Source organism: Geobacillus thermoleovorans (genome assembly GCF_001610955.1).
Taxonomy (GTDB): domain Bacteria; phylum Bacillota; class Bacilli; order Bacillales; family Anoxybacillaceae; genus Geobacillus; species Geobacillus thermoleovorans.
Genome location: NZ_CP014335.1, coordinates 46,778 through 70,000, shown reverse-complemented (window position 1 = coordinate 70,000; position 23,223 = coordinate 46,778). Strand labels below are relative to the sequence as shown.

The window sequence follows — 23,223 nt, the reverse complement described above, 5'->3', positions numbered from 1 at the left end:
GATGGTGGAGGATGACGGGATCGAACCGCCGACCCCTTGCTTGTAAGGCAAGTGCTCTCCCAGCTGAGCTAATCCTCCACAGGATTGCCTAGCGACGACCTACTCTTGCAGGGGCGCTGGCCCCAACTACCATCGGCGCTGGAGGGCTTAACTTCCGTGTTCGGGATGGGAACGGGTGTTTCCCCTCCGCTATCATCACTAGACAATCAACAGACAAGTTATATTATAATTAAATTTATTTATTTGTCAACTAGATCCTTGTTTTTGATTAGTGCTGTCATTTCAACGTGCTATCATAATATAACACGTTGGGAGTGGTTTGTCAACTCGACTTCCTGTGTTTGTTTTTCAACAAAACAACGACAACTATTTTTACATAAATGAAAAGCCCCCTGCTGCTTGTCTTTGCAGGGAGCGATCAAATTTATTTATGACGCATTTGCGGGAAAAGCAACACGTCGCGGATCGACGGCGAGTTCGTCAGCAGCATGACCAGACGGTCGACCCCGATGCCAAGCCCGCCTGTTGGCGGCATGCCGTACTCGAGCGCTTCAAGGAAGTCTTCGTCCATTTCATGTGCTTCATCGTTTCCTTGTTCACGCTCTTTCAGCTGCGCCTCAAAGCGTTGGCGCTGATCGATCGGATCATTCAATTCGGTAAAGGCGTTGGCATGTTCGCGCCCGACGATAAACAGCTCAAATCGGTCGGTAAAACGCGGGTCGTCCGGATTTTTCTTGGCCAACGGTGAAATTTCAACCGGATGGCCATAAATGAACGTCGGCTGAATGAGGTGAGACTCGACTTTTTGTTCAAAAAATTCGTTGACAATATGGCCAAACGTCATATGTGGAGCAACTTCCACTCCGTGTTCTTTCGCCAGCTCCCGCGCCTCTTCGTCGCTCATCTGCCGCCAGAAGTCGACGCCGACATATTCCTTGATCGCATCGACCATATGGAGGCGCCGCCACTCGGGCGTTAAGTCGACGACATGCTCGCCGTATTGAATTTTCGTCGTTCCAAGCACTTCAGTGGCAATGTGGGCGATCAAGTTTTCCGTTAGTTCCATAATGTCGCGGAAATCGGCGTACGCCTCGTACAATTCGAGCATCGTAAACTCCGGGTTATGGCGGGTGGAAATGCCCTCGTTCCGGAAAACGCGGCCGATCTCGTACACTTTTTCCAAACCGCCGACGATAAGCCGTTTTAAATGGAGCTCGATAGCGATTCGCATATAAAGCGTCATATCCAATGCGTTATGATGCGTAATGAACGGGCGCGCCGCAGCGCCTCCAGCCACAGCGTGCATCATCGGCGTTTCAACTTCCAAATAGCCGTGGCTGTCAAGATACCGCCGCATCGATTGAATGATCAAACTGCGGGTGATGAACGTCTTTTTGCTCTCCGGATTCATAATTAAATCGAGATAACGCTGGCGATAGCGTTGCTCTATGTCTTTCAAACCATGGTATTTTTCCGGCAGCGGACGCAGCGCTTTCGTCAAAAATTCGTACGACGACACCTTGATGGAAAGTTCACCAACTTTTGTTTTAAACATTGTGCCGCGCACGCCGACGATATCGCCAAGGTCAGAGATTTTAAACAGTTCGTACTGCTGTTCGCCAACATCGTCTTGACGGACGTAAATTTGAATCTGCCCGGTGACATCCTGGATATGGGCGAACCCGGCTTTTCCTTTGCCGCGCTTTGTCATGATGCGGCCGGCGACGGCGACTTCAATTTGCTTTTCTTCAAGTTCCTCTTTCGACAAATCGCCGTACAGTTCGAACAGTTCTTGCGCTTTATGAGTGCGCTCGAACCGTTTGCCAAACGGGTCGACACCCAATTCCTCAATTTTTTTCAGCTTTTCCCTGCGGACGCGCAGTTGGTCGTTCAATTCTTCATGACTCATACCTCATTCACTCCATTTAGCGATTTTTTACGAAAAATACTGCCAGCGCTCGCTGGCAGTCCTCCGCTGCATGAACGTCATCTCCGTTGTTTAAACGGCTTCGGCGTTCGCCGCTGCTTGGACTTCCGCTTCCTCCGCCACGCGAAGCAACAGTGCGGCCAGTTCGTCCCGCGTTTCACATTCATTGATGGCGTTGCGGATTTTCGCTGCGCCGCGAATGCCTTTTAAATACCAAGCAGCGTGTTTACGCATTTCTTTGACGGCGATATATTCGCCTTTTAAGGCAATTAATCGGTCTAAATGCAGCAGGCAGACATCGATTTTTTCCCTCGGCGTCGGTTCCGGGATGAGCTCTCCAGTTTCTAAATAACGGACAGTGCGATAGATCATCCAAGGGTTTCCAAGCGCCGCCCGTCCGATCATGACGCCGTCGACCCCTGTTTCTTCAAGCATCCGCTTTGCATCTTGAGGCGTTTTGACATCTCCGTTGCCGATAACCGGGATGTTGACGGCTTCTTTCACTTGCTTGATGATGTTCCAGTCCGCTTTTCCTTCATACATTTGCACCCTTGTCCGTCCGTGGACGGCGACGGCCTTCCCGCCGGCGCGCTCAACGGCTTGAGCGTTTTCGACGGCGTAAATGTGCTTTTCATCCCAACCGATCCGCATTTTCACCGTGACCGGTTTTTCAACGGCATCGACGATCGCGGCAACGACATCATAAATTTTATTCGGGTCAAGCAGCCATTTCGCTCCAGCGTCGCAATTCGTAATTTTCGGCACTGGGCAACCCATGTTGATGTCGATGATATCTGCATTCGTATTTTTATCGACAAATTTCGCCGCTTTGACGAGCGTTTCTTTCTCGCCGCCGAAAATTTGCAAGCTGATCGGCTTTTCCCGTTCATCAATATATAACATGTTTAACGTCTTTTCGTTGTTGTATACGATTCCTTTGTCGCTTACCATCTCGGCGCATACAAGCCCGGCGCCGAATTCTTTGACGGTCAGGCGGAACGCGGAGTTGCATACGCCTGCCATCGGAGCGAGCACGACGCGGTTTTTAATTTCGACATCGCCAATGCGAAACATCGCAGATGCCTCCTTTCTACTTGTTCGATTCGAGTTTCGGCGGCGCCAGTTCTTCCACCGATATATTCAGCCGTTCGGCGATTTGTCCAACGAGCGAATCGGACGGCATCCGGTTCCCCCGTTCAATTTCACCAAGGATCGATACGGAAATGCCTAGTTCTTTCGCCAGTCTTTCTTGCGTATATCCTTTCAACTTTCGAAAAGCGCGAATACGTCTTCCCCATCTTTCCGCTTCCATACATGAACTCCTTTTTTGTCAGGTAGTCGGCCAATGATGTCGATTAACGGCTCGGAAAGGTTCGGTATTGCCACGTGGGAGTTGACTTCAAACAACGGGATGAGCACGAACGCCCGCTCCGCCATGCGCGGATGCGGGATCGTCAGCTGCTCTGTTTCAATATTTTCATGATTATACAGCAAAATGTCAAGGTCTAACGTCCGTGGTCCCCAGCGAATTTCCCTTTTTCTTCCAAGTTGTCGTTCGATTTGCTGGGTCACGTCAAGCAAGGCAAACGGCGACAACGTGGTCGCCACCTCGATCACCATGTTTAAAAACTTGCCTTGGTTGACATAGCCGACCGGATCGGTTTCATAAATCGATGAGCTCGATGTGATAAAAATTTCCTGATGATGATGGAGCGCTTCAATGGCAGAACGCAAATAGGAAACACGATCTCCGAGGTTGGAGCCTAAAGCGAGATATGCGATGTTTTCCATTTAACGACCCCTATCAATTTCGACTGCGACATGTTGATAATGGCCGCGAATCGGCGGATTCGGCTTCGTCACTTTGACAATGCAGCGCTCGACAACAGGAAAGGCAGCGAGCAAGTCGGCGGCGATCGCTTCAGCGACCGCCTCGATCAAGGCGAACGTCCGCTCCTCAACGATCGCCCGGCAGCGCTCGTACACATCGGCGTAGTTGACGGTATACTCAAGACAATCGCTCCGCCCGGCAGGCTGCAAGTCGAGCTCCAACGTCACATCGACCAAAAATCGCTGGCCGAGGATGTTTTCTTCGCGAAACACCCCGTGGTAGCCGTAAAACTCCATGCCTTGCACATAAATTTTATCGATGACCGCTCTCTCCCTTCCCAAGCATAGCATCCATCATTTTGGCCATGCGGGCAATCGGCAATACATCATGGACTCGGACGATGTGCACCCCTTTCATGATGCCGAGACAAACGGTCGCTCCTGTTCCTTCGACCCGCTCCTCGACAGGCACGCCGAGCACATGGCCGATAAATCGTTTGCGCGACGTGCCAAGCAAAAGCGGATAGCCGAGAGCGGCAAATTCATCAAGGCGCCGCATCACCTCCAAGTTATGCTCGACCGTCTTGGCGAAGCCGATCCCCGGATCTAAAATAATGTTCTCATCTTTCACACCCGCCTCTTTGACAATGCGAATGCTTTCTTTCAAATCGGCGATCATGTCGGAAATCAAATCGCGATAGGCCATATCGCGGCGGTTGTGCATTAAAATGATCGGCGCGCCGTACGTGGCGGCGACGCGGGCCATATCAGGGTCCGCCTTGGCTCCCCAAACGTCGTTGATGATGTGCGCCCCGGCTTCCATGGCTTGCCGCGCCACTTCCGCTTTGTACGTGTCAATTGAGATCGGTACACTCACCGCCTTAGCAATCGCTTTTACCGCCGGAATGACGCGGCGCAATTCTTCATCAAGCGGCACTGGATCCGCCCCCGGACGAGTTGATTCACCGCCGATGTCAATGATGTCTGCTCCTTCCGCCACGAGCCGCTTCGCGTGCTTGACCGCGTTTTCCACGTCGTAAAACCGGCCGCCGTCGGAAAACGAATCGGGCGTGACGTTGACAATGCCCATGATCAACGTTTTTTTGTTTAAGTCAAGCTCATGCCCGCGGCATTGAAGCCGAAGAGGGCGCATCGATGTTGTCATCAGTCGTTCATCCTTTCCGCCAATTCGTTCCTCGTCCATAACCGATGGGTCAAGCGTCGGTAATGGTGCTGCAAGGCCCGGACCACCGGACCATTTTTTCCTTGGTAAACGCAATGGCCAATGCGGCAAAGGGGTACAATTTCCTGCACAGAGTTGGTGATAAATGCTTCATCAGCCTGCAACAAATGGGACAGCGGATATACCCCTTCTTCAACTGGGATGCGCAACTGCTTGAGCAAAGCAATGATGAATTGTCTTGTGATGCCGTTTAATATGCCGACAGCCGGCGCTGGCGTGTAGACGATGCCGTCTTTCACCCAAAAAATATTGGAAACGATCCCCTCCGCTACCGCACCATCTGAATTCAAAAAAATTCCTTCCGCATGAGGTCGATGTCCGAGCTCCCATTTCCCAATCATATTGTTTAAATAATGGTGCGACTTTAGTCGCTCATTGCCTTCCGGGCTGTTTCGCCTTGCCGCGAGCACCACCCCTTCTTTTCCTTCCGGAGGGACGGGCGGCGGAAGCGGCTTCATATAGACGATGACGGTCGGGTTTCGGTAACGTTCGATCGGCAAGCCGAGATCGCCGACCCCGGCCGATACATTGAAGCGCACATAAGCGTCGCGCAAGCCATTGGCCTCGAGCAACTGCTCGATGATCGCCACCGCTTCGGCGCGGCCGAACTGCCTTTCGATGTGAAGCTCAGACAGCCCTTTGTTCAATCGGGCCAAATGATCGTCAAGCAAAAAAGGGTGGCCGCTATACGTGCGGAATGTTTCAAATAAGCCAAGCCCATATAAAAAGCCGTGATCAAACGCTGATAACTGCGCTTCTTCGCGCGGAACGACCGCGCCGTTGATATACACGTACATGACTGTCACGCCTTTTTATACGTGTTGATAAAGTTTTTCAACAGTTGCATCCCATGGCTTGTCATAATCGATTCCGGGTGAAACTGCACGCCTTCCACCGGCAGCGTTTTATGGCGAATCGCCATCACTTCATCCTCTTTCGTCCAAGCCGACACGACGAAACAGTCCGGAAGCGTCTCTTTCTCGACGATAAGGGAATGGTAGCGCGTTGCCGTAAACGGGTTCGGCACGCCGCAGAAAATCGTCTCCCCATCATGGTAGACGGACGATGTTTTCCCGTGCATCAGCCTTGGAGCGCGGACAACGCGGCCGCCGAACGCCTGGGCGATGGCTTGATGCCCGAGGCAGACGCCGAAAATCGGAATTTGGCCGGCAAAGCGATCGATGACTTCCAGGCTGACCCCTGCCTCATTCGGTGTGCATGGACCGGGGGAAATCATAATAAAATCAGGGCGGAGTCGTTCGATTTCAGCCACCGTAATTTCATCATTCCGTTTGACAATCAGCTCTTCTCCCAACACGCCCAAATATTGCACCAAATTGTACGTAAATGAATCGTAGTTATCAATCATGACGATCATCATTCTCACCTCATGCTCGGAAATAATGCCTCTGCTTCGCTCAGCTCTTTCGCTTTCCAAAGGGCAGCCGCTTTCTTTACACATTCCTTGTACTCATGCTCTGGGTTGGAATCGATGACGATGCCCGCTCCTGCCTGTACATGCGCCAATCCGTCTTTGACGACCATCGTTCGAATGGCGATGTTTAGCTCCATGTTTCCTTGAAAATCGATCCAACCGATCGAGCCCGTGTACAAGCCGCGGCGGACCGGTTCCAACTCTTCAATAATTTCCATTGTTCGCACTTTCGGGGCGCCGGTGATCGTCCCGCCGGGAAACATGGCGCGAATGACGGAAAACGCATCGTGCTCCATCGTCATGGTGCCGGATACGTGAGAAACGATATGCATCACATGAGAATACTTTTCGACGGTCATCCATTCGTCAACTCGAACCGTCCCGTATGCACAGACGCGCCCAAGGTCATTCCGTTCAAGATCAACGAGCATGGCGTGCTCGGCCCGCTCCTTTTCACTCGCAAGCAACTTGCGAGCAATTTGTTCATCCTCTGCCGCCGTCCGACCGCGCGAACGTGTGCCGGCAATCGGCCGCGTCTCAAGACGCCATCCCCGCTTGCGGACGAGCAACTCCGGCGAGCCGCTGACGACTTGAAATTCCGGGGTATGCAAATACGCCATGTAAGGGGACGGATTCAGCATCCGCAACTGCTTGTAGACGGCAAATGGATGCGTCACCAGCGGCTGCGACTGACGCACCGATAAGTTGACTTGAAACACATCGCCCGCCGCAATATAGCGTTGCACGCGGCGAACCGCATCCATAAACCTCTCTTTTGTCATTGAAACAGACGGCGCAGCTGTCGAGGCAGCAAGCGGCCAGACCAGCGCTTCATTCCGATCCTCGAGCCACATCCGTGCATGCCGCGCAAGCCGCCGGTTTGCTTCGCTTTCCTCCCCTTCATTCGCGTAGGCAAGCAAATGAAGCTGTTCAGTTTGGTGATCATAAATCGCTACGTCGTCAAAGAGGAAAAAATACATGAGCGGCAGCCGCAAATCATCTTGCGCGAGCACCGGGAGCCGTTCCATATAGCGAACCGCATCATAGCTAATGAAACCGATCAGCCCGCCTTGGCAAGGCAACGACTCCCCCTCATCCGGCACGGCGAAACACCGAAGCCATTGCCGGAGCCCTTCGAGCGGCGAGCCATCCAGCACCGTTTCAACCCCGCGCTGCTTGATGATGAGCCGCCGCTCGTCAGCGCGGATCACTCCGATCGGGTCAAGGCCGATAATGCTGTACCTTCCCCCTTGACCGCTCTCAAGCAACACATGATGAGGCCGGCTATAGGCCAGCTGTTCGTACTGGCGGAACCAATCCCGTCCGCGATAATCGATAGTTCGTTTCAGTCGCCTGCGCCGCTGTTCCATCCTCGTCAGCTCCTTACGATGTCCATAGTTACTTTTATTGTACAATGATTGTCCGTCTGGGTCACCATCCTCGTAAAAAAATTCGACAGGGTTGCCCCTGCCGAAAAAGTCTGCTTAGTCTTCAAATTGGTAAAGAGGCGTGCTCAAATAACGTTCGCCGTTGCTCGGGATGATGGCGAGCACTTTTTTCCCTTTGCCGAGCTCTTTCGCCACTTTCAATGCCGCATGAATCGCAGCACCGGACGAAATGCCGCCGAGAATGCCTTCCTCGCGAGCCGCGCGGCGGGCCGCCGCAAACGCTTCTTCCGTCGTTACCGTAATAACCCCATCGTAAATGCTCGTATCCAAAATATCTGGAACAAAGCCAGCACCGATCCCTTGGATTTTGTGCGGGCCCGGTTTTCCTCCCGACAAGACTGGGGAATCGGCCGGTTCAACGGCGTAAATTTTAATGTTTGGGTAAGCTTCGCGCAACACTTTGCCTGCTCCGGTGATCGTTCCGCCCGTGCCAACGCCGGCAACAAACGCATCAAGCTGGTCGCCCATTTGCTCCACGATCTCTTTCCCGGTCGTCAAGCGATGGATTTCCGGGTTCGCCTCGTTTTTAAATTGCTGTGGCATAAAGTAGCCGTGCTCGCGGACGAGCTCTTCCGCCTTTGCGATTGCTCCGCGCATCCCTTGTGCACCCGGTGTGAGCACAAGCTCGGCTCCATACGCCCGCAGCAGGTTGCGGCGCTCCAAGCTCATCGTATCCGGCATGACTAATACCGCCTTATATCCTTTCGCCGCCGCGACCATCGCCAATCCGATCCCAGTGTTGCCGCTTGTCGGCTCAACGATCGTGTCGCCCGGCTTCAGCTTGCCCGCTTTTTCCGCCGCTTCAATCATCGCCAACGCAATCCGGTCTTTGACGCTGCTGCCCGGGTTCATAAATTCCAGTTTCAAATACACATCCGCGCTGTCTTCATCAACGATGCGGTTCAGTTTCACGGCCGGCGTATCGCCGATCAATTCGGTTATCGAGTTGACTGTGCGTGCCATTGTTCCACCTCTAATCCCCATTAATTTTATCGACTTTGTCTCCAATGTATCAACTATTGGCGTAATTGTCAATCATTTTACTGTTTTCATTCTTTTTTTGCGAGTTGTTTCAACTGTTCCAGCTCCGCTTTGTCGAAATGGTACGTTTCATTGCAAAAATGGCACGAAGCTTCCGCCTGCCCTTCTTTGTCGATGATGTCTTGGATTTCCTCGGGCCCTAGGCTGATAAGGGCATCAGCGATCCGCTCGCGCGAACAGCGGCAGACGAATGACACCGGCATCGTCTCGAGCACACGGACGCCTCCATCTCCCAACAGTTGTTCGAGCAGCTGTTCCGGGCTGAGCCCTCTTTCGATCATGCGCGACACGGGCGGAATTTGTTTCAGCCGCTCTTCAATGCGAGTGATCGTGTTCTCCTCCGTCCCGGGCATCAACTGGATAATAAATCCTCCGGCGGCTCGGATGGTATGGTCGGGATTGACGAGCACCCCGACGCCAACCGATGACGGAATTTGTTCGGACGAAGCAAAATAATACGTAAAATCATCGCCAAGCTCCCCGGAGATAAGCGGCACTTGTCCGGTGAAAAAGTCGCGCAGCCCAAGATCCTTCACAACCGTCAACATCCCATTTTTGCCGACCGCCCGTGCCACATCAAGTTTCCCATGCTCGTTCAGCTCAAAATGTACATGTGGATTCGTTACATAGCCACGCACTTCCCCTCTGGCGTTGCTGTCAACTAAAATGACGCCGATCGGGCCGCCGCCGTCAATTTTAATCGTCAACGTTTCCTCGCCTTTCAGCATCGCTCCCATCATAACACCGGCGGTCAACGCCCGGCCGAGAGCCGCTGAGGCGGTCGGCCATGTTTGGTGGCGGCGTTGCGCCTCGGCGACAGTTTCCGTCGTTCTTGCGGCATACGCTCTCACTTGTCCATTGTAAGCGAGTGCTTTGACTAAGTAGTCTCCCATCTTCATCAAGCCTTTCATCCTTTTTTCTCGGTGTTTTTCTCGTACAACAATTTTAAGCCAGTCAGCGTCAAAAACGGATCAACGACATCGATGATGTCCGATTCGCTGGCAATGAGCGGAGCCAAACCGCCAGTAGCAATCACCTTCGGCGGGATTTTGCTTTTCGCCTTCATTCGCGACACGATGCCTTCCACTTGTCCGACATAACCGTATAAAATGCCGGCTTGCATGGCGCTGACCGTATTTTTGCCGATGATATCATCCGGGCGGGCGATTTCAATGCGCGGCAATTTCGCCGCCCGCGCGAACAGAGCCTCTGTCGAGATCATAATTCCCGGGGCAATGGCCCCTCCCATATATTGTTTATGTTCATTAATATAACAATACGTCGTCGCCGTGCCAAAATCGACGATAATCAGCGGACTGCCGTACAAATGGATGCCGGCGACCGCGTTGACAATCCGGTCGGCGCCCACCTCACGCGGATTGTCATATTTGATGTCGAGCCCGGTTTTAATGCCCGGACCGACGATGAGCGGTTTGATATGGAAATATTTTAGACACATGCGTTCAAGAGCAAACATAATCGGCGGCACGACCGAGGAAATGATGATGCCTCGAATGTCGGAAAACTGCAAGCCGACATGGTTCAAGAGCGCTTTGATCATCATGCCGTATTCGTCTTCCGTTTTCGAGCGGCTTGTTTCAATGCGCCAATGATGTTTCAGTTCGTCCCCGTCATACACCCCTAACACCGTGTTTGTATTGCCGACGTCCAATACAAAAATCATCGCTTCATTCCTCGCTTTTCCTCGATAAATTCCCATTCTTTATCATATCATACTTACGGGAAAAAAACTGTCCTTCTTTCCCTGGGCCGCCGGCAAAAAAAAGATGCCTCCGAACAGAGACATCGATTACTCCTCTTTCTTTTGGATGTTGATTTTCACATCGCCGTCGCTTTTGCCGGACTCCTCGCGCCCGTTCCGGTCTTTGGGCAGCGTGCCATGTTCGAACAAATGTTTAATTTGCTCCGCATCGAGCGTCTCGACTTCCAACAGCGTGTTGGCGATCAAATCCAATTTGTCCCGATGTTGGGTCAAAATTTGTTTCGCTTTTTCATAGCACTCTTTAATGATGCGCTGAATCTCTAAGTCAATTTCATAGGCGATTTTGTCGCTGTAGTTTTGCTCGTTGTGTAAGTCACGTCCTAAAAACACTTGCCCGCTCGGTTGGCCGAATTGAAGCGGACCAAGCTTTTCGCTCATACCAAACTCCGTCACCATCCGGCGCGCGATGTTTGTCGCCCGTTGAAAATCGTTGTGGGCCCCTGTACTCACTTCATTGAACACGATTTCCTCGGCAACGCGCCCGCCGAGCAGTCCGGTGATTTTATCCATCAGTTCGGCTTTCGTCATAAAGTAGCGGTCTTCTTTCGGCAGCATGACCGCATAGCCTCCGGCTTGGCCGCGCGGCACAATCGTCACTTTATGCACCATTTCCGCATCGGCGAGCACCATGCCGATGACCGTATGCCCAGCTTCGTGAAACGCGACGATGCGCCGTTCTTTTTCCGAAATGACGCGGCTTTTTTTCGCCGGTCCGGCAATCACCCGGTCCGTCGCCTCGTCGATGTCGCTCATATCAATTTTCTTTTTGTTGCGGCGCGCTGCAACGAGCGCCGCCTCATTCAGCAAGTTTTCCAAGTCGGCGCCGGAAAATCCAGGCGTCCGCATCGCGATCGTCTTCAGGTCAACGGATTCATCGAGCGGCTTGTTGCGGGCATGCACGCGCAGCACCGCTTCGCGCCCTTTGACGTCCGGGCGGTCGACGGTAATCTGCCGGTCGAAGCGACCCGGGCGCAACAGCGCCGGGTCTAAAATGTCCGGCCGGTTGGTGGCCGCGATAATAATGATCCCTTCGTTGCCGTTAAAGCCGTCCATTTCGACAAGCAGTTGGTTGAGCGTCTGCTCACGCTCGTCATGGCCGCCGCCAAGGCCGGCGCCGCGCTGGCGGCCGACGGCGTCGATCTCATCAATGAAGATGATGCACGGGGCATTTTTTTTCGCCGTCTCAAACAAGTCGCGCACCCGCGATGCCCCGACCCCGACGAACATTTCCACGAAATCCGACCCGCTGATCGAGAAAAACGGCACGCCCGCTTCTCCGGCAACCGCGCGCGCCAACAGCGTTTTCCCGGTTCCAGGCGGCCCAACGAGCAATACCCCTTTCGGAATGCGGGCGCCAAGTTCCGCAAACTTGCGCGGATCTTTTAAAAACTCGACGATTTCCACCAACTCTTCCTTTTCCTCATCTGCCCCAGCCACATCGCGGAAGCGGACTTTCCGCTTGTCATCCGTATACAGCCGCGCCCGGCTTTTGCCGAAATTCATCACCCGGCTGCCGCCGCCCTGTGCCTGGTTCAAAAGGAAGAAGAACAAAATAAAAATAATAACAAATGGGATGATGGAAGTGAAAAACGTCACCCATCCGCTCGTTTCGTCCGCTGGCACGACTTCCACCCGCGTCCGCGCCGCCGCCGCATCGATGCGGTCAAGCACTTTGTCACTGTTCATGACGTAGGTGGAAAAGTACTGCCCTTCGCTATATGTTTTCAACTGGCCTTTGATTTCATATACGCCGCGCTCCGGCTTAATGGAAAACGACTTGACATCCCCGTTTTCCAGATGAGTGATGAACGCATCGTACGTCATCGGCTCCGTTCGCTGGTTCGTGCCGTTAAAAAAGCTGACGACGCCGATCACGACGAGGAAAATCAGCAAATAAAAGATGGTATTGCGGAAAATCCGGTTCATTTCTTGCCTCCTCCCATATGAAACACACTATACTCAATACTATCATAGAAATTTGTTTCAATACAAACAATTCGGCCGTCGCCCAGCAACCGTTCTACTTTTGGTACACTTCCGGCTTTAAGACGCCGATAAACGGGAGGTTGCGGTATTTTTCCGCGTAATCGAGCCCATAGCCGACGACGAATTCATCCGGGACGGTAAATCCGGTGTAATCGGCTTGAATGTCCGCCTTCCGTCCAGACGGCTTGTCAAGAAGCGTGACGATTTTGATCGAATTCGCCTTCCGGTAGCGAAACAAGTCGACCAAATAGCTGAGCGTCAGCCCACTGTCAATAATATCCTCAATGATCAAAATATCCCGTCCTTCGACGGAGGTGTTCAAGTCTTTGACGATTTTCACTTCGCCGGATGAAACGGTCGCATTGCCATAGCTTGATACGTCCATAAAATCCATTTCTAAATATGTATCAATATGTTTGAGCAAATCGGCCATAAACGGCATCGCCCCTTTGAGAACGCCGACAGCGAGCGGAAAACGGCCTTCATATTCTTTCGTTAACAAACCGCCGAGTTCTTTGACTTTTGCCTGAATTTCCTCTTCAGTGATCAACACTTTTTGAATATCGTCTTTCATCCCCATCTTATTTTTCCTCCTAGCTGTTCATCGCCTGATATTGCAGCAAAATATAGCGAGCTTGCCCACGGTTTTGCGCTTCGAAAGCCGATTTTTTCAAGCCAGGCATCCAAAGGATGCGACCGTCGGCATCTTCGACAATCGGCCAGCGATCCCTTTCCATACGCGGAATTTTTGCTTCAATGAAAATTTCTTTCAATTTTTTCGTGCCTCCCGTCCCCTTGAGCACCATCCGGTCGCCGCGCCGACGCGTCCGCACGCGAAGCGGCAAGGAGACGGAAGCAGGATCCACGACAAACCAATCATTCCCGGCCTGCTTTCTTGGATAGTGTTCCCCAAATTCACTGATGATTGCATAGCCGTTTGGGAGGGGCAATAGCGCCGGAACCGGCAGTTCAAACCAATAGCCTTTCTCGCCGCTTTCTGCGTCAAAAGTAAACAAACAGCGGTCGTACGAGCGAATCACTTTGAGCCCTTTTGGCAAATCGATCATTCCGGAAGGGCGGCCGCGCTCACAAAGCATCAGTATATGGCCGATATGTACGGAAGTCAATGTCGGCGGAACGCCGCCATAAAGACGGAGAAGCAACAGCTGCAGCACCCGGCGCTGCAGCGGTCGCGGCAGCTCCAAAAATGGTCCGATGGAAAGCGCCGCATCGCGATGTTGTTTTTCCATTACTTTATTCAGCGCGTCCGCGGCTAATTCCTCCAAAAATTGCTCATCTTCCGCCATCATTTCGCTGTATTGCTGAAACCGCTCGTGCAGGCGCGGATTTTCCTGCCGCAGCAACGGGACAATATGATGGCGGAACCGGTTGCGCGTATAATCGTCTTTTTCATTGCTCGGATCGCGGCGTGGAGACAGCCCCATCTGCCGGCAATACGCTTCAATCTCCGCCCGGCTGACAGCCAAAAACGGACGGATGAGATAGCCGCCGTGAAACGGCCGTTTGACGGGGATACCAGCGTATCCTTTGCTTGTGCTGCCGCGCACAAGCCGCATTAAAATCGTCTCGACTTGATCGTCGCCATGATGGCCTACGGCGACGTACCCCGCTTGATGCTTTTCCATCAGTTCGGCAAAAAAGCGGTAGCGGCAGATCCGCGCCGCCTCTTGGGCGCCGAGACCTGCGCTGCGCTGAAAGGCCGGGACGTCGATTTGCGCAGTCTCACATAAAATACGGCGCTCCACGCAAAAACGTTTCACAAACTCCATCTCTTCTTCTGACTCCCGCCCACGAAACATATGGTCAACATGGGCCGCTATGACCTGAAGCTTCCATTCGTCGCGCAGCGACAAAAAAACGTGCAGCAACGCAAGCGAATCCGGGCCTCCGGAGACGCCAACGATGACGGCCGCTCCTTCTGAAAGCAGTTGATGCCTGTGGATAAAGGCGCGCACTTTGTCGATCATCCGAGCCAACCTCTTTGCGTTTCTTTCAGCTTCATCGTAACACGTCCGCCCTGTTTTCTCAAAAAAAATTACATCGCCAGCTGCCAATATATATAAAAGGCATAGGCGCCCAGCAATGCGGCGGCGATGACCACCGTTTCGACAATCCCTCTCGCTTGGCGGCGCCGTTTCACCTGCCGCCCCGACCGACGGCTTGGCACTGCCTTTCTTTCGTTTTCCGCCGATGTATGGCGGGAAGAGGCGGCCAATAAGTCGCGACGCATATCGGCCGCCTTTCGATATCGGCCGTCAAGCGCCTTTTGCAGCACCTCCTTGTATCGGGTTAAAAAGCGGTCCGTTTCGATGATGGACAACAGCTGCGCCCGACCGTCACCCTTTTTCTCAATCGGCCCCGGGCAGCAAGAAGAAATCATCACCATCGCCGCCGCAAACAAGTCGTAAGATGGCTCCGCTTTGCGCGATCCAAGCCCCCAATAGCCGCGGTCATACAGCTCAGTAAACTCTTTTACCGCCCTTCCTTGCAGCGTCGTCCCGCCCACATCAAGCAACCGAACCGACGGCGGCGACCCGGTAACGATCAAATTATCCGGCTTTAAATCCCCAAATACCCATCCTTCTTGATGAAGCCGATCAAGCACCGACAACAGCTGCATCACGAGCACGGGCGCCCATTCTTTTCCACGGCGGCGGATGAAAGCAGCAAAATTCTCCCCTTCAATATACTCCATCACATAAAACGGGATCGTCTCCCGCGCAAACGGGCTTTGCCAGTCATCGGCTTCCAGCAAAGAAGGCCCGAGGGCGGCTCCCTGGACCTTAGCAAAACGGCGCAATATATTCATTTCCGATGCCAATGACGCATAGTCATCGCTCAACTTGACGGCGACGCGAGTCCGGCCGTTCTCCGCCAAATAGACGACGCCGTTCGCCCCGCTGCCAAGCCGCCGCAGCAGCCGGTAGGAACGGCCGTGCCATTTCCCAGTGATGACCGTACCAGGCGGCAAATTACAAAGACGATTCTTCGATGTATGGCTCATCGCCATCGCCGATCCAGCTCCTTAACGACCGTTTACGCTCAAAATAGGCGATTGCCTCACGCAGCGCCGGTCCGGTCGGCGTCAGCCCGCCCGACGCCAATTTCGGAAAGATAGTGGACAACTCTTCAATCCTTGGCGTCCAGTCGATCATTTTTTCGGCGTGCGCCCGTTTTCCCGGGAAGATGAACACCGAAAAGCGGTTTTCGCCCATGCGCGCATTTAAGCTGAGCGATAAATCGATGAGCGCCTCTTTGACGGTCGGCAGTTTTGTTTTCATGCTCCCGCTCGTATCGATCAAAATGAGCACATCAAGGGCAACCGTTTCCCCGAGTTCATCGACGACTTCCATCACTTGGCCGCGCTTGTCCGGCGGCAAGTCCTCAAGCGAAACGTCAGAACCAAAGATTTGTTTCAACTCGCGATTGACGAGCCCTTGCAACGTCTGAGTCATCGCTTGGCGCGTCACCATTTGCACGGTTTGCGACAGCTGTTTCGCGTACACGACTTGGCTCATCCCGCCGCCAGCCGCGGCGATCGCTTCAATTTCCCGCCGTCCGTTTTCATCCATCGCACCTTGGTCCAAGATGCCGATCACGTTCACCGTAATGCCTTGCTCACGGGCTAGCGCCGCCATGGCGGCTGGGTCCTCACCATGGTTGGAGCAGCCATCGGTAATGAGCAAAATTTGCCGCAACGTTCCCTTTCGCACGTTCGTTCCCCTCCTTGGCGAATGTATTACCATCATCGCCGCAGGGGAACGTTTTTATACGCTAGCTATTGCGCCTTTTTCATATACATGTATGCCGGAATCGTCGCCCATTTCGGCGTATTGTGCCGAACTTTGGCGACAACGACGGTCATATCGTCTTCAATCTCGCCGCCGCATTGGCGGATCACTTCTTCCATGATCAAATCGGCGACTTCCTGCGGGTCGTTCGTCTTTAATTCTTGAATTTTCCGCTTCATCCAAACATCATGGTTTTCGACGTTCATCGGCCCTTCAAACACACCATCGCTCATCATAATGAGCAAGTCGCCCGATTTCAGCTGCTCGGTGACAACGTCAAATTCCACTTCTTTAATGATGCCCATCGGCAAGTTGCTCGCTTCCACTTTCATCACCTTGTCACCGCGCTTAATAAAGCTTGGCGTCGATCCGATTTTCAAAAACTTCGTCGCCGCGTTTTGCAAGTCGATGATGGCCAAATCCAGCGTCGCATACATGTCTTCTGTCGTCCGCAATGCCAAAATCGAATTGATCGATTTGATGGCAATCGACTCGTCCATTCCCGTCTGCAAAATCTTTTGCAACAGGCGCAGCGTCTCGCGGCTTTCGTCATGCGCCCGCTCCCCATTGCCCATGCCATCGCTGATGGCAACGGCGTACTTGCCGGTAGCAAGTTCAATCGTTGCATAACTGTCGCCAGAAATGAACCCCCCTCCTTTGGCGGCAAACGCGACGCCCGTTTCGACGACGAACGCTTTCGTCGAGCCGAAGGCGACGCGGCAGTAGCCGTTCGGGTAGGCGGCGCACTCTTCGCGCTTGACGACGATCGTCTCTCCCAAAATATCTGACAGCATCGGCGCAATCAGTTTTTCGCACTCACCCCGCCCTTCGCAGTAAGGAATGCTCATTTCAATATCGATATTTCCTTTTTCCAAACTGTAAATGTCGACATGGCCCACTTCGATGCCAAACTCTTGCAGCGCATGGTAAATTTGTTCTTCCTGCAAATAATGGTTTTCCTGTTCTTTCTGCATTTCTTTGGCGAAATCGTCCATCACTTGCGAAACGCCCAACAGCTGTTCAGCGACAAGCTTCCGGCTTTCGTGGATTTGCCGTTTGAGCTTGCGGTTTGCTTGATAAGCAACCATCTCTTTTTCAATCGTGTCGACGACTTTGCCGGCCTTGACGCAATACCGCTCCCACTCGCGCAGCAACTGATGGTTTTGCGACAATGTTTTTTCGTCCGCCTCGCCCATCATTTGCTTCATGTACGCATAGGTTGTACGAAAGTTGTCCGCCCAGCATTGCGTCTTCTTAAAGCACGTTTGGCACGTTTTTTCCGTGATGTCGCTCAAAAAATAGTCGACTTCACGGTCGCTGTATTCATTAGCATCCGGAAGCGGTTCGGGCGAAAAGCTTTCCGCCAGCGCCTGAAAGACGTTGGAAAACTGCGAGACGCGTTGCACCGTCATATCGCGGATTTTCCGGACGTATTGTTGTTGCTCATTTATATATTCTGCCGTGCCGGGAATGTATTTGGCGATTTTCTCCGTCAGTGAACGGGATGTACCAAAAAACAGCATAATTGCGATGCCGGATTCAAACAGCGTCGGCACAAGCTCACTCTTCCCTTCGCCGTATAAACCAAGCAACAGCGTCGCGACGAGGAGGCCGAACGCCACCCCAAGTTTTTTCCCTTCCCTCAGCAACCCGCCAAGCAGCCCGGCGAAAGCAAGCAAACTCATTTCCGACAAGTTGCCGACATTTGCCAAGCTCAGTACAAGCCCGGTGACAACGCCGACGGTGGAGCCGGTCGCCGCTCCGGCGACAAACGCGAACAACAAAACGAGGTAGCGCGACATCACATGCTCAAGCGACAAACCGTACACAGCCCAACCGATCATCCCGGTCAACATCGAGGCGAGCAAAATGATCAACGAAATGATCTCTTCCGCTCGCAACGCATGTTTATGCTTCTGCACTGTCAACAACGGGATGCTTTGCATAAAAATCAAGGTCAATACAAGCGACAGCCCGGCTTCGACGACCGCCATGGCGGCGCCGTAGACCGATCGCTCTCCGAGCCAATAATAGGAGATCAGCCATTTGGCGGAAAGAGACAGCACAAACACAACAAATGGAACGATTTTCAGTGACTCACTGATCACCCTCCGCACCCATCCGTAAATAAAGAGAAAGCCAAAAATGGAAACGCCGACAAACAGCGCCACATCAAGCGACAGCGTCAAAGCACCGGCCAACAGCGAGATCAACGCAAAAGCGGCCTTGTCGCGGCACAGCATATAGACCGAAACGAAAAATGGCAAAGCGAACGGGGTCAGCTTCGATAAAATCAATGCTCGTCCAAGCAAAAAGCCGACAAGAAGAAGCAAAAAGCCTTGATGGATGAACAGATGACCGAGGCGCAGCTTCACATGGCGCATCCAGCGCGACACCGTTGCTTGCGTGTCATGAATCGGCACTTCCGAAATGCTGCGGCGCACCGTCCCTCTTTCTACTCTTTCCATTCCCGATCCTCTCCTTTACCTTTCTATTACCCCCTATTATATCGCTTGAATTGTCAGAAATTTGTCAAAACCACAGAGAAAAATAAAAAATCGTTCGACGTTTTCCACGGCAAAACGCGGTCAACAGGCTTGTTCCGACAGAAAGAGACAAAAAAGAAAAACGAGCATGTCGCTTGATGGCGCATGCTCGTTTGCGATGACCCGTACGGGATTCGAACCCGTGTTACCGCCGTGAAAGGGCGGTGTCTTAACCACTTGACCAACGGGCCATTTTGGATTGTTGGTGGCGGTGGAGGGGATCGAACCCCCGACCTCACGGGTATGAACCGTACGCTCTAGCCAGCTGAGCTACACCGCCGTGTGACAACAGTTTATATCATAACGGAGGAGATGACGATTGTCAATACATATAGGCGGAAAATGCAGAGGGGAAATATATCCTCTTATTCCATACAGAAACAAAAAAGCATCCATAGCGACGGATGCTTGTTTCCGAATTTGTCATCCTTCAAACAATCTTTCAGCAGCAAGTTACCCTCGTCTCGCTCCACGACCTCCCCGCTTCGACTCCGTATGACGGCGCAGCGATGCCAATCGGTCTTCACTCTCTTTTAAGAATCGGCTGATTTTTTGTTCTAAGCTGTCCGCCGCGGAGCGGTCGTTTGTCCGATGGCGCGGCCGCTGCGAAGAAGGCGTGTCTTTTGCTTTGCGAATGGACAGGCCGATTTTTCCATCTTGACCGACGTTGATGACTTTGACATACACCATATCGCCGACTTTCAGATGATCGTTGATGTCTTTGACATAGTTATCGGCTACCTCGCTAATGTGAACGAGTCCTGTGACCCCCTCCGGCAGCTCCACAAACGCCCCAAATTTCGTAATGCCCGTGACCTTGCCTTGTAACTTGCTGCCTACTTCAATCGACATAAAAAAAGTGCTCCTCCTTAAAACGCTTTAAAGATGGTGTTTTTTTTATTATAGCGAATGAAAAAAATGCGTGTCAATATGACGAATGCCCATAGAAAACGGGCATTCGCAGGCAAAATTATTTTTCCGGCAAGACGAAAATAATTTCTCCATCTTTCGATAAGTAATATTTTTTCCGCGCCAGCTCGGCGATATAGTCATCATCATGCAACTTTTTCATTTCCTCTTTCAGTTGCTTTTCCTTCCGTTCAAGCTCCGCAAGCTGCTCTTTCAGCTTTTGCTGTTCCGCCGTTTTTGCATCGATCGCCTTCGCTTGCGAGTGCAAGGTGTAGACAAGAGCGGAGGCGAATATCGCAAACAACAACGACCAGACAACCAAACGGACAGCGACAACCCGCCGTCTTCTCGCCGCCTTCTGCTTTTTCTCCTCATGCTCCGCTATGTACGTCGACGACAGCTTCGTCACATTCGTTCTCCGGGGCACGTTCATCGCGTTTACACCTCTTTTACTCGCGCCATTTCGCAAACCACATGCTTATTTTCTCTTTTGTATTCTTGATTTGTCCAGCAAATCCTTTTAAACGTCGAAAAAATTTTTCCACCCCGGCTCGTCTTTGCGGCGGCACCCGCCGCCAAATCATGATGCCCGTCCAACGCAGCGGAGCAAGCAAAAGGCGGATCATCTTCCAAACAGCCAGCAGCACAAACCGAACGATCCACAACAAAAGCCGCCAAGCGAACAATAGAAGTGCCAGCGCCATTTGCCCAAGGAGGATGAGCGGGCGCATGACCATGAGGCGGAACAGCTGAACGAGCGTCTGTCCGAGTCTTACCGCCAGCCCAATGAACCACTCGAGCACCCGAACATAAAAGGAGCGGAGCAAGCTTTGATAAGCGGCATATCCGCATAAAAGCGCGAGAAACAAATAAAAGCGAAGCTCGCCTTCATTGACGAAAAGAAGCACATAAAACACGATGAGCGCCTGCACCGCCCAAAACAGCACGTCATTCACAAAGACGAGCCAGTGCGCCCGCTCATGCCGTTTCAACATCCGGCTGTACGTATCCCACGCCAGGCCAAGCCAGCCGCCCATGCCAATCATCGCCAGCATGGTGTACAGCTGTATGCTGACATTCATTTGAACAACTTGCTAAAGAATCCTTTAGCCTTCTCCTGATGGTCATCTAAATAAACGAGGTCGAAAATGCGCCCTTTAATCGAAACAACGCCTTTGTCGACATCTAAGTTTTTCATCTGCAAGTTTTGCCCGCGGATGGCCAAAAAGCCCATGACCGTCTCAAGCAAAAACTCCTCGTTGTCAAAGCTCTCGACTTGTTTCACCCCGGTGATGTCAAGAAGGCGCCGGCCGCGCATGATCACATCATGTTCCTGGACCGGACCTTTGTTCGTGCTTCCGCCAAATTCATCGTGTCGACTCATGTTCATCCCCCGCATTTCCATTTAGTATAGAAAGCCGGCAAGGCCAACCGCCTTTTCTCATCCGTTGTTTGTACCATATGTATGTCAGCGGGGGATGGTTTAGAACAAGCCTGCAGGACAAATTAGACGTCGTCTTGTTCCGGCGCCGGGGTGGTCCGTTCTTCGCGGATCAATTCGTACAGCCCGGTTGCCTCCTCTTTTTTCGTTGTTTCTTTTAGATCCGTCACTTTTACCGTTACCCGCTTTTGCCCAAATTGAATCGTCAATTCATCGCCGACTTTCACATCGGAGCTCGCTTTGGCGACATGGCCGTTGATCCACACTCTCCCTTGATCGGCGATTTCCTTCGCCAACGTGCGGCGTTTGATGAGGCGGGACACTTTTAAAAATTTATCAAGGCGCATTGCATGATCCCCCTTACCGTTCGTTTTCTTTGGCTTCTTCCCAAAAACGATCGAGTTCGGCAAGCGAAAACGAGGTGATCGACCGGCCGCTTTTTCGCACTTGTTCCTCGATATAAGCGAAACGGCGGGCAAATTTGTCGTTGGCCATTTGCAACGCTTCTTCCGGTTGAATCCCGTAATAACGGGCAAGGTTGATGAGCGCGAACAATAGATCGCCAAACTCGCCGACAAGCCGATCGCGACGGCCGCCGGACGTTTCGGCTCGAAACTCGGCCATTTCTTCTTCGACTTTTTGCCATATCGGCGCGGCATCATCCCAGTCAAACCCGACTTTCGCCGCTCGTTTCTGCAGCTCGTACGCCCGCATCGTCCCCGGCAGATTTTTCGGAATGTCGGCAAGAATCGATTCCGAAAGCCCGCCTCCTTTTTCTTTCTCCTTGATCTTCTCCCAGTTGGCAACGACTTGTTCGGCCGTCTCGGCCGTGACATCGCCAAACACATGCGGGTGGCGTCGGATCATTTTCGCCGTCAGCGTGCGGATGACGTCGTCGATCGAAAACAACCCTCGGTCGGCGCCGATTTGCGCATGGAGCATTACTTGCAGCAATACGTCGCCGAGCTCCTCGACCATATGATCATCGTCACCCTCGTCAATCGCCTCGAGCAGCTCATACGCCTCCTCAAGCAAATAACGCTTCAGCGACGCATGCGTCTGCTTCCGATCCCATGGACAGCCGTTCGGCCCTCTCAGCGTAGCGATGACGCGGCGCAGCGTCTCAAACCGGTGGTAAAGCAACGGCTCGTCCTTCACCGGCGGCACGTAGACGCTTGTCAAGTTGTCAAGCCCCGTCTCGCGGTCCAACTCATAAAGCGGCACGCGCTTTACTTGCTCGTCCTTCGTGCCTGCCGCGGTGACAATGTAGATCGGGTAATCGTCGGGAAGCTGCTCCATCAAAGAAAGCTTCACGTTTGAGGCCACAAACGAATCGTACACTTGACAAAAAACAGCATGCAGTGAAGGCGACCATTCTTCTCCTCGAAAAGTCGTCGCATCAAGCAACTGAAACCCTTCAATTGGATCGATGCGCACCGCCGTAAACAGCGCATCCAAAAAGCTTTGACCACCTTCGATCACGATTCGGCAGACGCCGCGCCGCTCAGCTTCGAAAAGAAGTTGCACCGTCCGCTCGGCAACAAGCGGATGGCCGGGAACAGCGTAAAACACATCGCCGCGCTTCGCCTGTTCCGTCAATCGATCGACGATGTCAGCGTACACATCCGCAAACTGCTCGTGTTTTTCATACACTTCATCAAATGACGTAAACGCAATCCCTTCCTCCGTAAGCCATTTGACCACCGGGTGTTCTTTCGTCCGCAAAAAGAGCGGATGCGCCCGCTTTAGCTTTCGGTACACACCGATCGGCAGCTGTTTTACATCTCCGGCGCCGAGGCCGAACACATAAATCGTATTCATC

At 52.6% G+C, this 23,223-nt stretch carries 24 protein-coding genes, 3 tRNA genes and 1 rRNA gene; all 28 read right to left on the bottom strand.

What is annotated here, in order from left to right; genetic code table 11:
- Positions 1–2: 2 nt before the first annotated feature.
- The 28 genes from GT3570_RS00385 to GT3570_RS00250 all read right to left on the bottom strand — a co-directional run bounded on the left by GT3570_RS00385 (position 3) and on the right by GT3570_RS00250 (position 23,222).
- Positions 3–78 (bottom strand) — tRNA-Val (locus GT3570_RS00385).
- A gap of 8 nt (positions 79–86) precedes the next feature.
- A 5S ribosomal RNA gene (gene rrf, locus GT3570_RS00380) occupies positions 87–203 on the bottom strand.
- A 221-nt stretch (positions 204–424) separates the two neighbouring features.
- Positions 425–1,909 (bottom strand): lysine--tRNA ligase, encoded by a 1,485-nt coding sequence (gene lysS / locus GT3570_RS00375; RefSeq protein ID WP_021322651.1) that lies wholly within the window; start codon positions 1,907–1,909, stop codon positions 425–427.
- 90 nt (positions 1,910–1,999) lie between these two features.
- The gene (dusB, locus tag GT3570_RS00370) at positions 2,000–3,001 is read right to left on the bottom strand and encodes a tRNA dihydrouridine synthase DusB (RefSeq protein WP_011229588.1); all 1,002 of its coding nucleotides are present in this window, start codon (positions 2,999–3,001) and stop codon (positions 2,000–2,002) included.
- 16 nt (positions 3,002–3,017) lie between these two features.
- A complete protein-coding gene (locus GT3570_RS00365; protein WP_011229587.1) occupies positions 3,018–3,239 on the bottom strand; it encodes a helix-turn-helix domain-containing protein in 222 nt (73 codons plus the stop codon).
- Complete coding sequence (gene folK / locus GT3570_RS00360; protein ID WP_011229586.1) at positions 3,191–3,718, bottom strand: 2-amino-4-hydroxy-6-hydroxymethyldihydropteridine diphosphokinase; 528 nt, start codon at positions 3,716–3,718, stop codon at positions 3,191–3,193. Before folK ends, GT3570_RS00365 begins: the two co-directional genes overlap by 49 nt.
- Positions 3,719–4,108: a dihydroneopterin aldolase gene (folB, locus tag GT3570_RS00355; RefSeq protein ID WP_014194586.1), complete on the bottom strand. Its 390-nt coding sequence runs from the start codon at positions 4,106–4,108 to the stop codon at positions 3,719–3,721.
- A complete protein-coding gene (gene folP / locus GT3570_RS00350) occupies positions 4,071–4,922 on the bottom strand; it encodes a dihydropteroate synthase (RefSeq protein WP_011229584.1) in 852 nt (283 codons plus the stop codon). The genes folB and folP overlap by 38 nt, the downstream gene beginning before the upstream one ends.
- The gene (gene pabC, locus GT3570_RS00345; protein WP_011229583.1) at positions 4,922–5,797 is read right to left on the bottom strand and encodes an aminodeoxychorismate lyase; all 876 of its coding nucleotides are present in this window, start codon (positions 5,795–5,797) and stop codon (positions 4,922–4,924) included. Before pabC ends, folP begins: the two co-directional genes overlap by 1 nt.
- Positions 5,798–5,802: 5 nt before the next feature.
- A complete protein-coding gene (gene pabA / locus GT3570_RS00340; RefSeq protein ID WP_023634495.1) occupies positions 5,803–6,378 on the bottom strand; it encodes an aminodeoxychorismate/anthranilate synthase component II in 576 nt (191 codons plus the stop codon).
- A 5-nt stretch (positions 6,379–6,383) separates the two neighbouring features.
- Positions 6,384–7,805: an aminodeoxychorismate synthase component I gene (pabB, locus tag GT3570_RS00335; protein WP_011229581.1), complete on the bottom strand. Its 1,422-nt coding sequence runs from the start codon at positions 7,803–7,805 to the stop codon at positions 6,384–6,386.
- Positions 7,806–7,919: 114 nt separating this feature from the next.
- Positions 7,920–8,846 carry a cysteine synthase A gene (gene cysK, locus GT3570_RS00330; protein ID WP_011229580.1) on the bottom strand — a complete coding sequence of 309 codons (927 nt, stop codon included), beginning with the start codon at positions 8,844–8,846 and terminating at the stop codon, positions 7,920–7,922.
- Positions 8,847–8,932: 86 nt separating this feature from the next.
- The gene (gene hslO, locus GT3570_RS00325) at positions 8,933–9,817 is read right to left on the bottom strand and encodes an Hsp33 family molecular chaperone HslO (protein ID WP_025039044.1); all 885 of its coding nucleotides are present in this window, start codon (positions 9,815–9,817) and stop codon (positions 8,933–8,935) included.
- A gap of 14 nt (positions 9,818–9,831) precedes the next feature.
- A complete protein-coding gene (locus tag GT3570_RS00320) occupies positions 9,832–10,608 on the bottom strand; it encodes a type III pantothenate kinase (RefSeq protein ID WP_011229578.1) in 777 nt (258 codons plus the stop codon).
- Between the two features lie 126 nt (positions 10,609–10,734).
- Positions 10,735–12,633, bottom strand: a complete 1,899-nt coding sequence (gene ftsH / locus GT3570_RS00315; RefSeq protein ID WP_011229577.1) for an ATP-dependent zinc metalloprotease FtsH — start codon at positions 12,631–12,633, stop codon at positions 10,735–10,737.
- A 94-nt stretch (positions 12,634–12,727) separates the two neighbouring features.
- Complete coding sequence (hpt, locus tag GT3570_RS00310; RefSeq protein ID WP_012820458.1) at positions 12,728–13,273, bottom strand: hypoxanthine phosphoribosyltransferase; 546 nt, start codon at positions 13,271–13,273, stop codon at positions 12,728–12,730.
- 13 nt (positions 13,274–13,286) lie between these two features.
- Positions 13,287–14,681: a tRNA lysidine(34) synthetase TilS gene (gene tilS / locus GT3570_RS00305; protein WP_023634494.1), complete on the bottom strand. Its 1,395-nt coding sequence runs from the start codon at positions 14,679–14,681 to the stop codon at positions 13,287–13,289.
- Between the two features lie 68 nt (positions 14,682–14,749).
- Positions 14,750–15,724: a serine/threonine protein kinase gene (locus GT3570_RS00300; RefSeq protein ID WP_011229574.1), complete on the bottom strand. Its 975-nt coding sequence runs from the start codon at positions 15,722–15,724 to the stop codon at positions 14,750–14,752.
- Entirely contained in the window at positions 15,687–16,463 is a 777-nt protein-coding gene (locus GT3570_RS00295) for a vWA domain-containing protein (protein WP_020754013.1), read from the bottom strand. The genes GT3570_RS00300 and GT3570_RS00295 overlap by 38 nt, the downstream gene beginning before the upstream one ends.
- Before the next feature lie 29 nt (positions 16,464–16,492).
- A complete protein-coding gene (gene spoIIE, locus GT3570_RS00290; RefSeq protein ID WP_062898296.1) occupies positions 16,493–18,973 on the bottom strand; it encodes a stage II sporulation protein E in 2,481 nt (826 codons plus the stop codon).
- A 197-nt stretch (positions 18,974–19,170) separates the two neighbouring features.
- Positions 19,171–19,242, bottom strand: a tRNA-Glu gene (locus GT3570_RS00285).
- Between the two features lie 12 nt (positions 19,243–19,254).
- Positions 19,255–19,331 (bottom strand) — tRNA-Met (locus GT3570_RS00280).
- A 173-nt stretch (positions 19,332–19,504) separates the two neighbouring features.
- Positions 19,505–19,903, bottom strand: coding sequence for a S1 domain-containing RNA-binding protein (locus GT3570_RS00275; protein ID WP_011229571.1), 399 nt, complete (start codon positions 19,901–19,903; stop codon positions 19,505–19,507).
- Between the two features lie 118 nt (positions 19,904–20,021).
- On the bottom strand, positions 20,022–20,393 hold the full coding sequence (locus tag GT3570_RS00270) for an FtsB family cell division protein (protein WP_014194581.1): 372 nt from the start codon (positions 20,391–20,393) through the stop codon (positions 20,022–20,024).
- A 16-nt stretch (positions 20,394–20,409) separates the two neighbouring features.
- Positions 20,410–21,042, bottom strand: coding sequence for a spore cortex biosynthesis protein YabQ (yabQ, locus tag GT3570_RS00265; protein WP_012820453.1), 633 nt, complete (start codon positions 21,040–21,042; stop codon positions 20,410–20,412).
- Complete coding sequence (yabP, locus tag GT3570_RS00260; protein WP_012820452.1) at positions 21,039–21,344, bottom strand: sporulation protein YabP; 306 nt, start codon at positions 21,342–21,344, stop codon at positions 21,039–21,041. Before yabP ends, yabQ begins: the two co-directional genes overlap by 4 nt.
- Positions 21,345–21,466: 122 nt before the next feature.
- Positions 21,467–21,748, bottom strand: coding sequence for an RNA-binding S4 domain-containing protein (locus GT3570_RS00255; RefSeq protein WP_012820451.1), 282 nt, complete (start codon positions 21,746–21,748; stop codon positions 21,467–21,469).
- Between the two features lie 13 nt (positions 21,749–21,761).
- A complete protein-coding gene (locus tag GT3570_RS00250) occupies positions 21,762–23,222 on the bottom strand; it encodes a bifunctional methyltransferase/pyrophosphohydrolase YabN (RefSeq protein ID WP_062898295.1) in 1,461 nt (486 codons plus the stop codon).
- Between the last annotated feature and the right edge of the window lies 1 nt (position 23,223).

Coding starts and splice junctions, on each gene's coding strand:
- lysS (WP_021322651.1), bottom strand. CDS start 1,909: ATGAGTCATGAAGAATTGAACGACCAACTGCGCGTCCGCAGGGAAAAG.
- dusB (WP_011229588.1), bottom strand. CDS start 3,001: ATGTTTCGCATTGGCGATGTCGAAATTAAAAACCGCGTCGTGCTCGCT.
- GT3570_RS00365 (WP_011229587.1), bottom strand. CDS start 3,239: ATGGAAGCGGAAAGATGGGGAAGACGTATTCGCGCTTTTCGAAAGTTG.
- folK (WP_011229586.1), bottom strand. CDS start 3,718: ATGGAAAACATCGCATATCTCGCTTTAGGCTCCAACCTCGGAGATCGT.
- folB (WP_014194586.1), bottom strand. CDS start 4,108: ATGCTATGCTTGGGAAGGGAGAGAGCGGTCATCGATAAAATTTATGTG.
- folP (WP_011229584.1), bottom strand. CDS start 4,922: ATGACAACATCGATGCGCCCTCTTCGGCTTCAATGCCGCGGGCATGAG.
- pabC (WP_011229583.1), bottom strand. CDS start 5,797: ATGTACGTGTATATCAACGGCGCGGTCGTTCCGCGCGAAGAAGCGCAG.
- pabA (WP_023634495.1), bottom strand. CDS start 6,378: ATGATCGTCATGATTGATAACTACGATTCATTTACGTACAATTTGGTG.
- pabB (WP_011229581.1), bottom strand. CDS start 7,805: ATGGAACAGCGGCGCAGGCGACTGAAACGAACTATCGATTATCGCGGA.
- cysK (WP_011229580.1), bottom strand. CDS start 8,846: ATGGCACGCACAGTCAACTCGATAACCGAATTGATCGGCGATACGCCG.
- hslO (WP_025039044.1), bottom strand. CDS start 9,817: ATGGGAGACTACTTAGTCAAAGCACTCGCTTACAATGGACAAGTGAGA.
- GT3570_RS00320 (WP_011229578.1), bottom strand. CDS start 10,608: ATGATTTTTGTATTGGACGTCGGCAATACAAACACGGTGTTAGGGGTG.
- ftsH (WP_011229577.1), bottom strand. CDS start 12,633: ATGAACCGGATTTTCCGCAATACCATCTTTTATTTGCTGATTTTCCTC.
- hpt (WP_012820458.1), bottom strand. CDS start 13,273: ATGGGGATGAAAGACGATATTCAAAAAGTGTTGATCACTGAAGAGGAA.
- tilS (WP_023634494.1), bottom strand. CDS start 14,681: ATGATCGACAAAGTGCGCGCCTTTATCCACAGGCATCAACTGCTTTCA.
- GT3570_RS00300 (WP_011229574.1), bottom strand. CDS start 15,724: ATGGCGATGAGCCATACATCGAAGAATCGTCTTTGTAATTTGCCGCCT.
- GT3570_RS00295 (WP_020754013.1), bottom strand. CDS start 16,463: ATGATGGTAATACATTCGCCAAGGAGGGGAACGAACGTGCGAAAGGGA.
- spoIIE (WP_062898296.1), bottom strand. CDS start 18,973: ATGGAAAGAGTAGAAAGAGGGACGGTGCGCCGCAGCATTTCGGAAGTG.
- GT3570_RS00275 (WP_011229571.1), bottom strand. CDS start 19,903: ATGTCGATTGAAGTAGGCAGCAAGTTACAAGGCAAGGTCACGGGCATT.
- GT3570_RS00270 (WP_014194581.1), bottom strand. CDS start 20,393: ATGAACGTGCCCCGGAGAACGAATGTGACGAAGCTGTCGTCGACGTAC.
- yabQ (WP_012820453.1), bottom strand. CDS start 21,042: ATGAATGTCAGCATACAGCTGTACACCATGCTGGCGATGATTGGCATG.
- yabP (WP_012820452.1), bottom strand. CDS start 21,344: ATGAGTCGACACGATGAATTTGGCGGAAGCACGAACAAAGGTCCGGTC.
- GT3570_RS00255 (WP_012820451.1), bottom strand. CDS start 21,748: ATGCGCCTTGATAAATTTTTAAAAGTGTCCCGCCTCATCAAACGCCGC.
- GT3570_RS00250 (WP_062898295.1), bottom strand. CDS start 23,222: ATGAATACGATTTATGTGTTCGGCCTCGGCGCCGGAGATGTAAAACAG.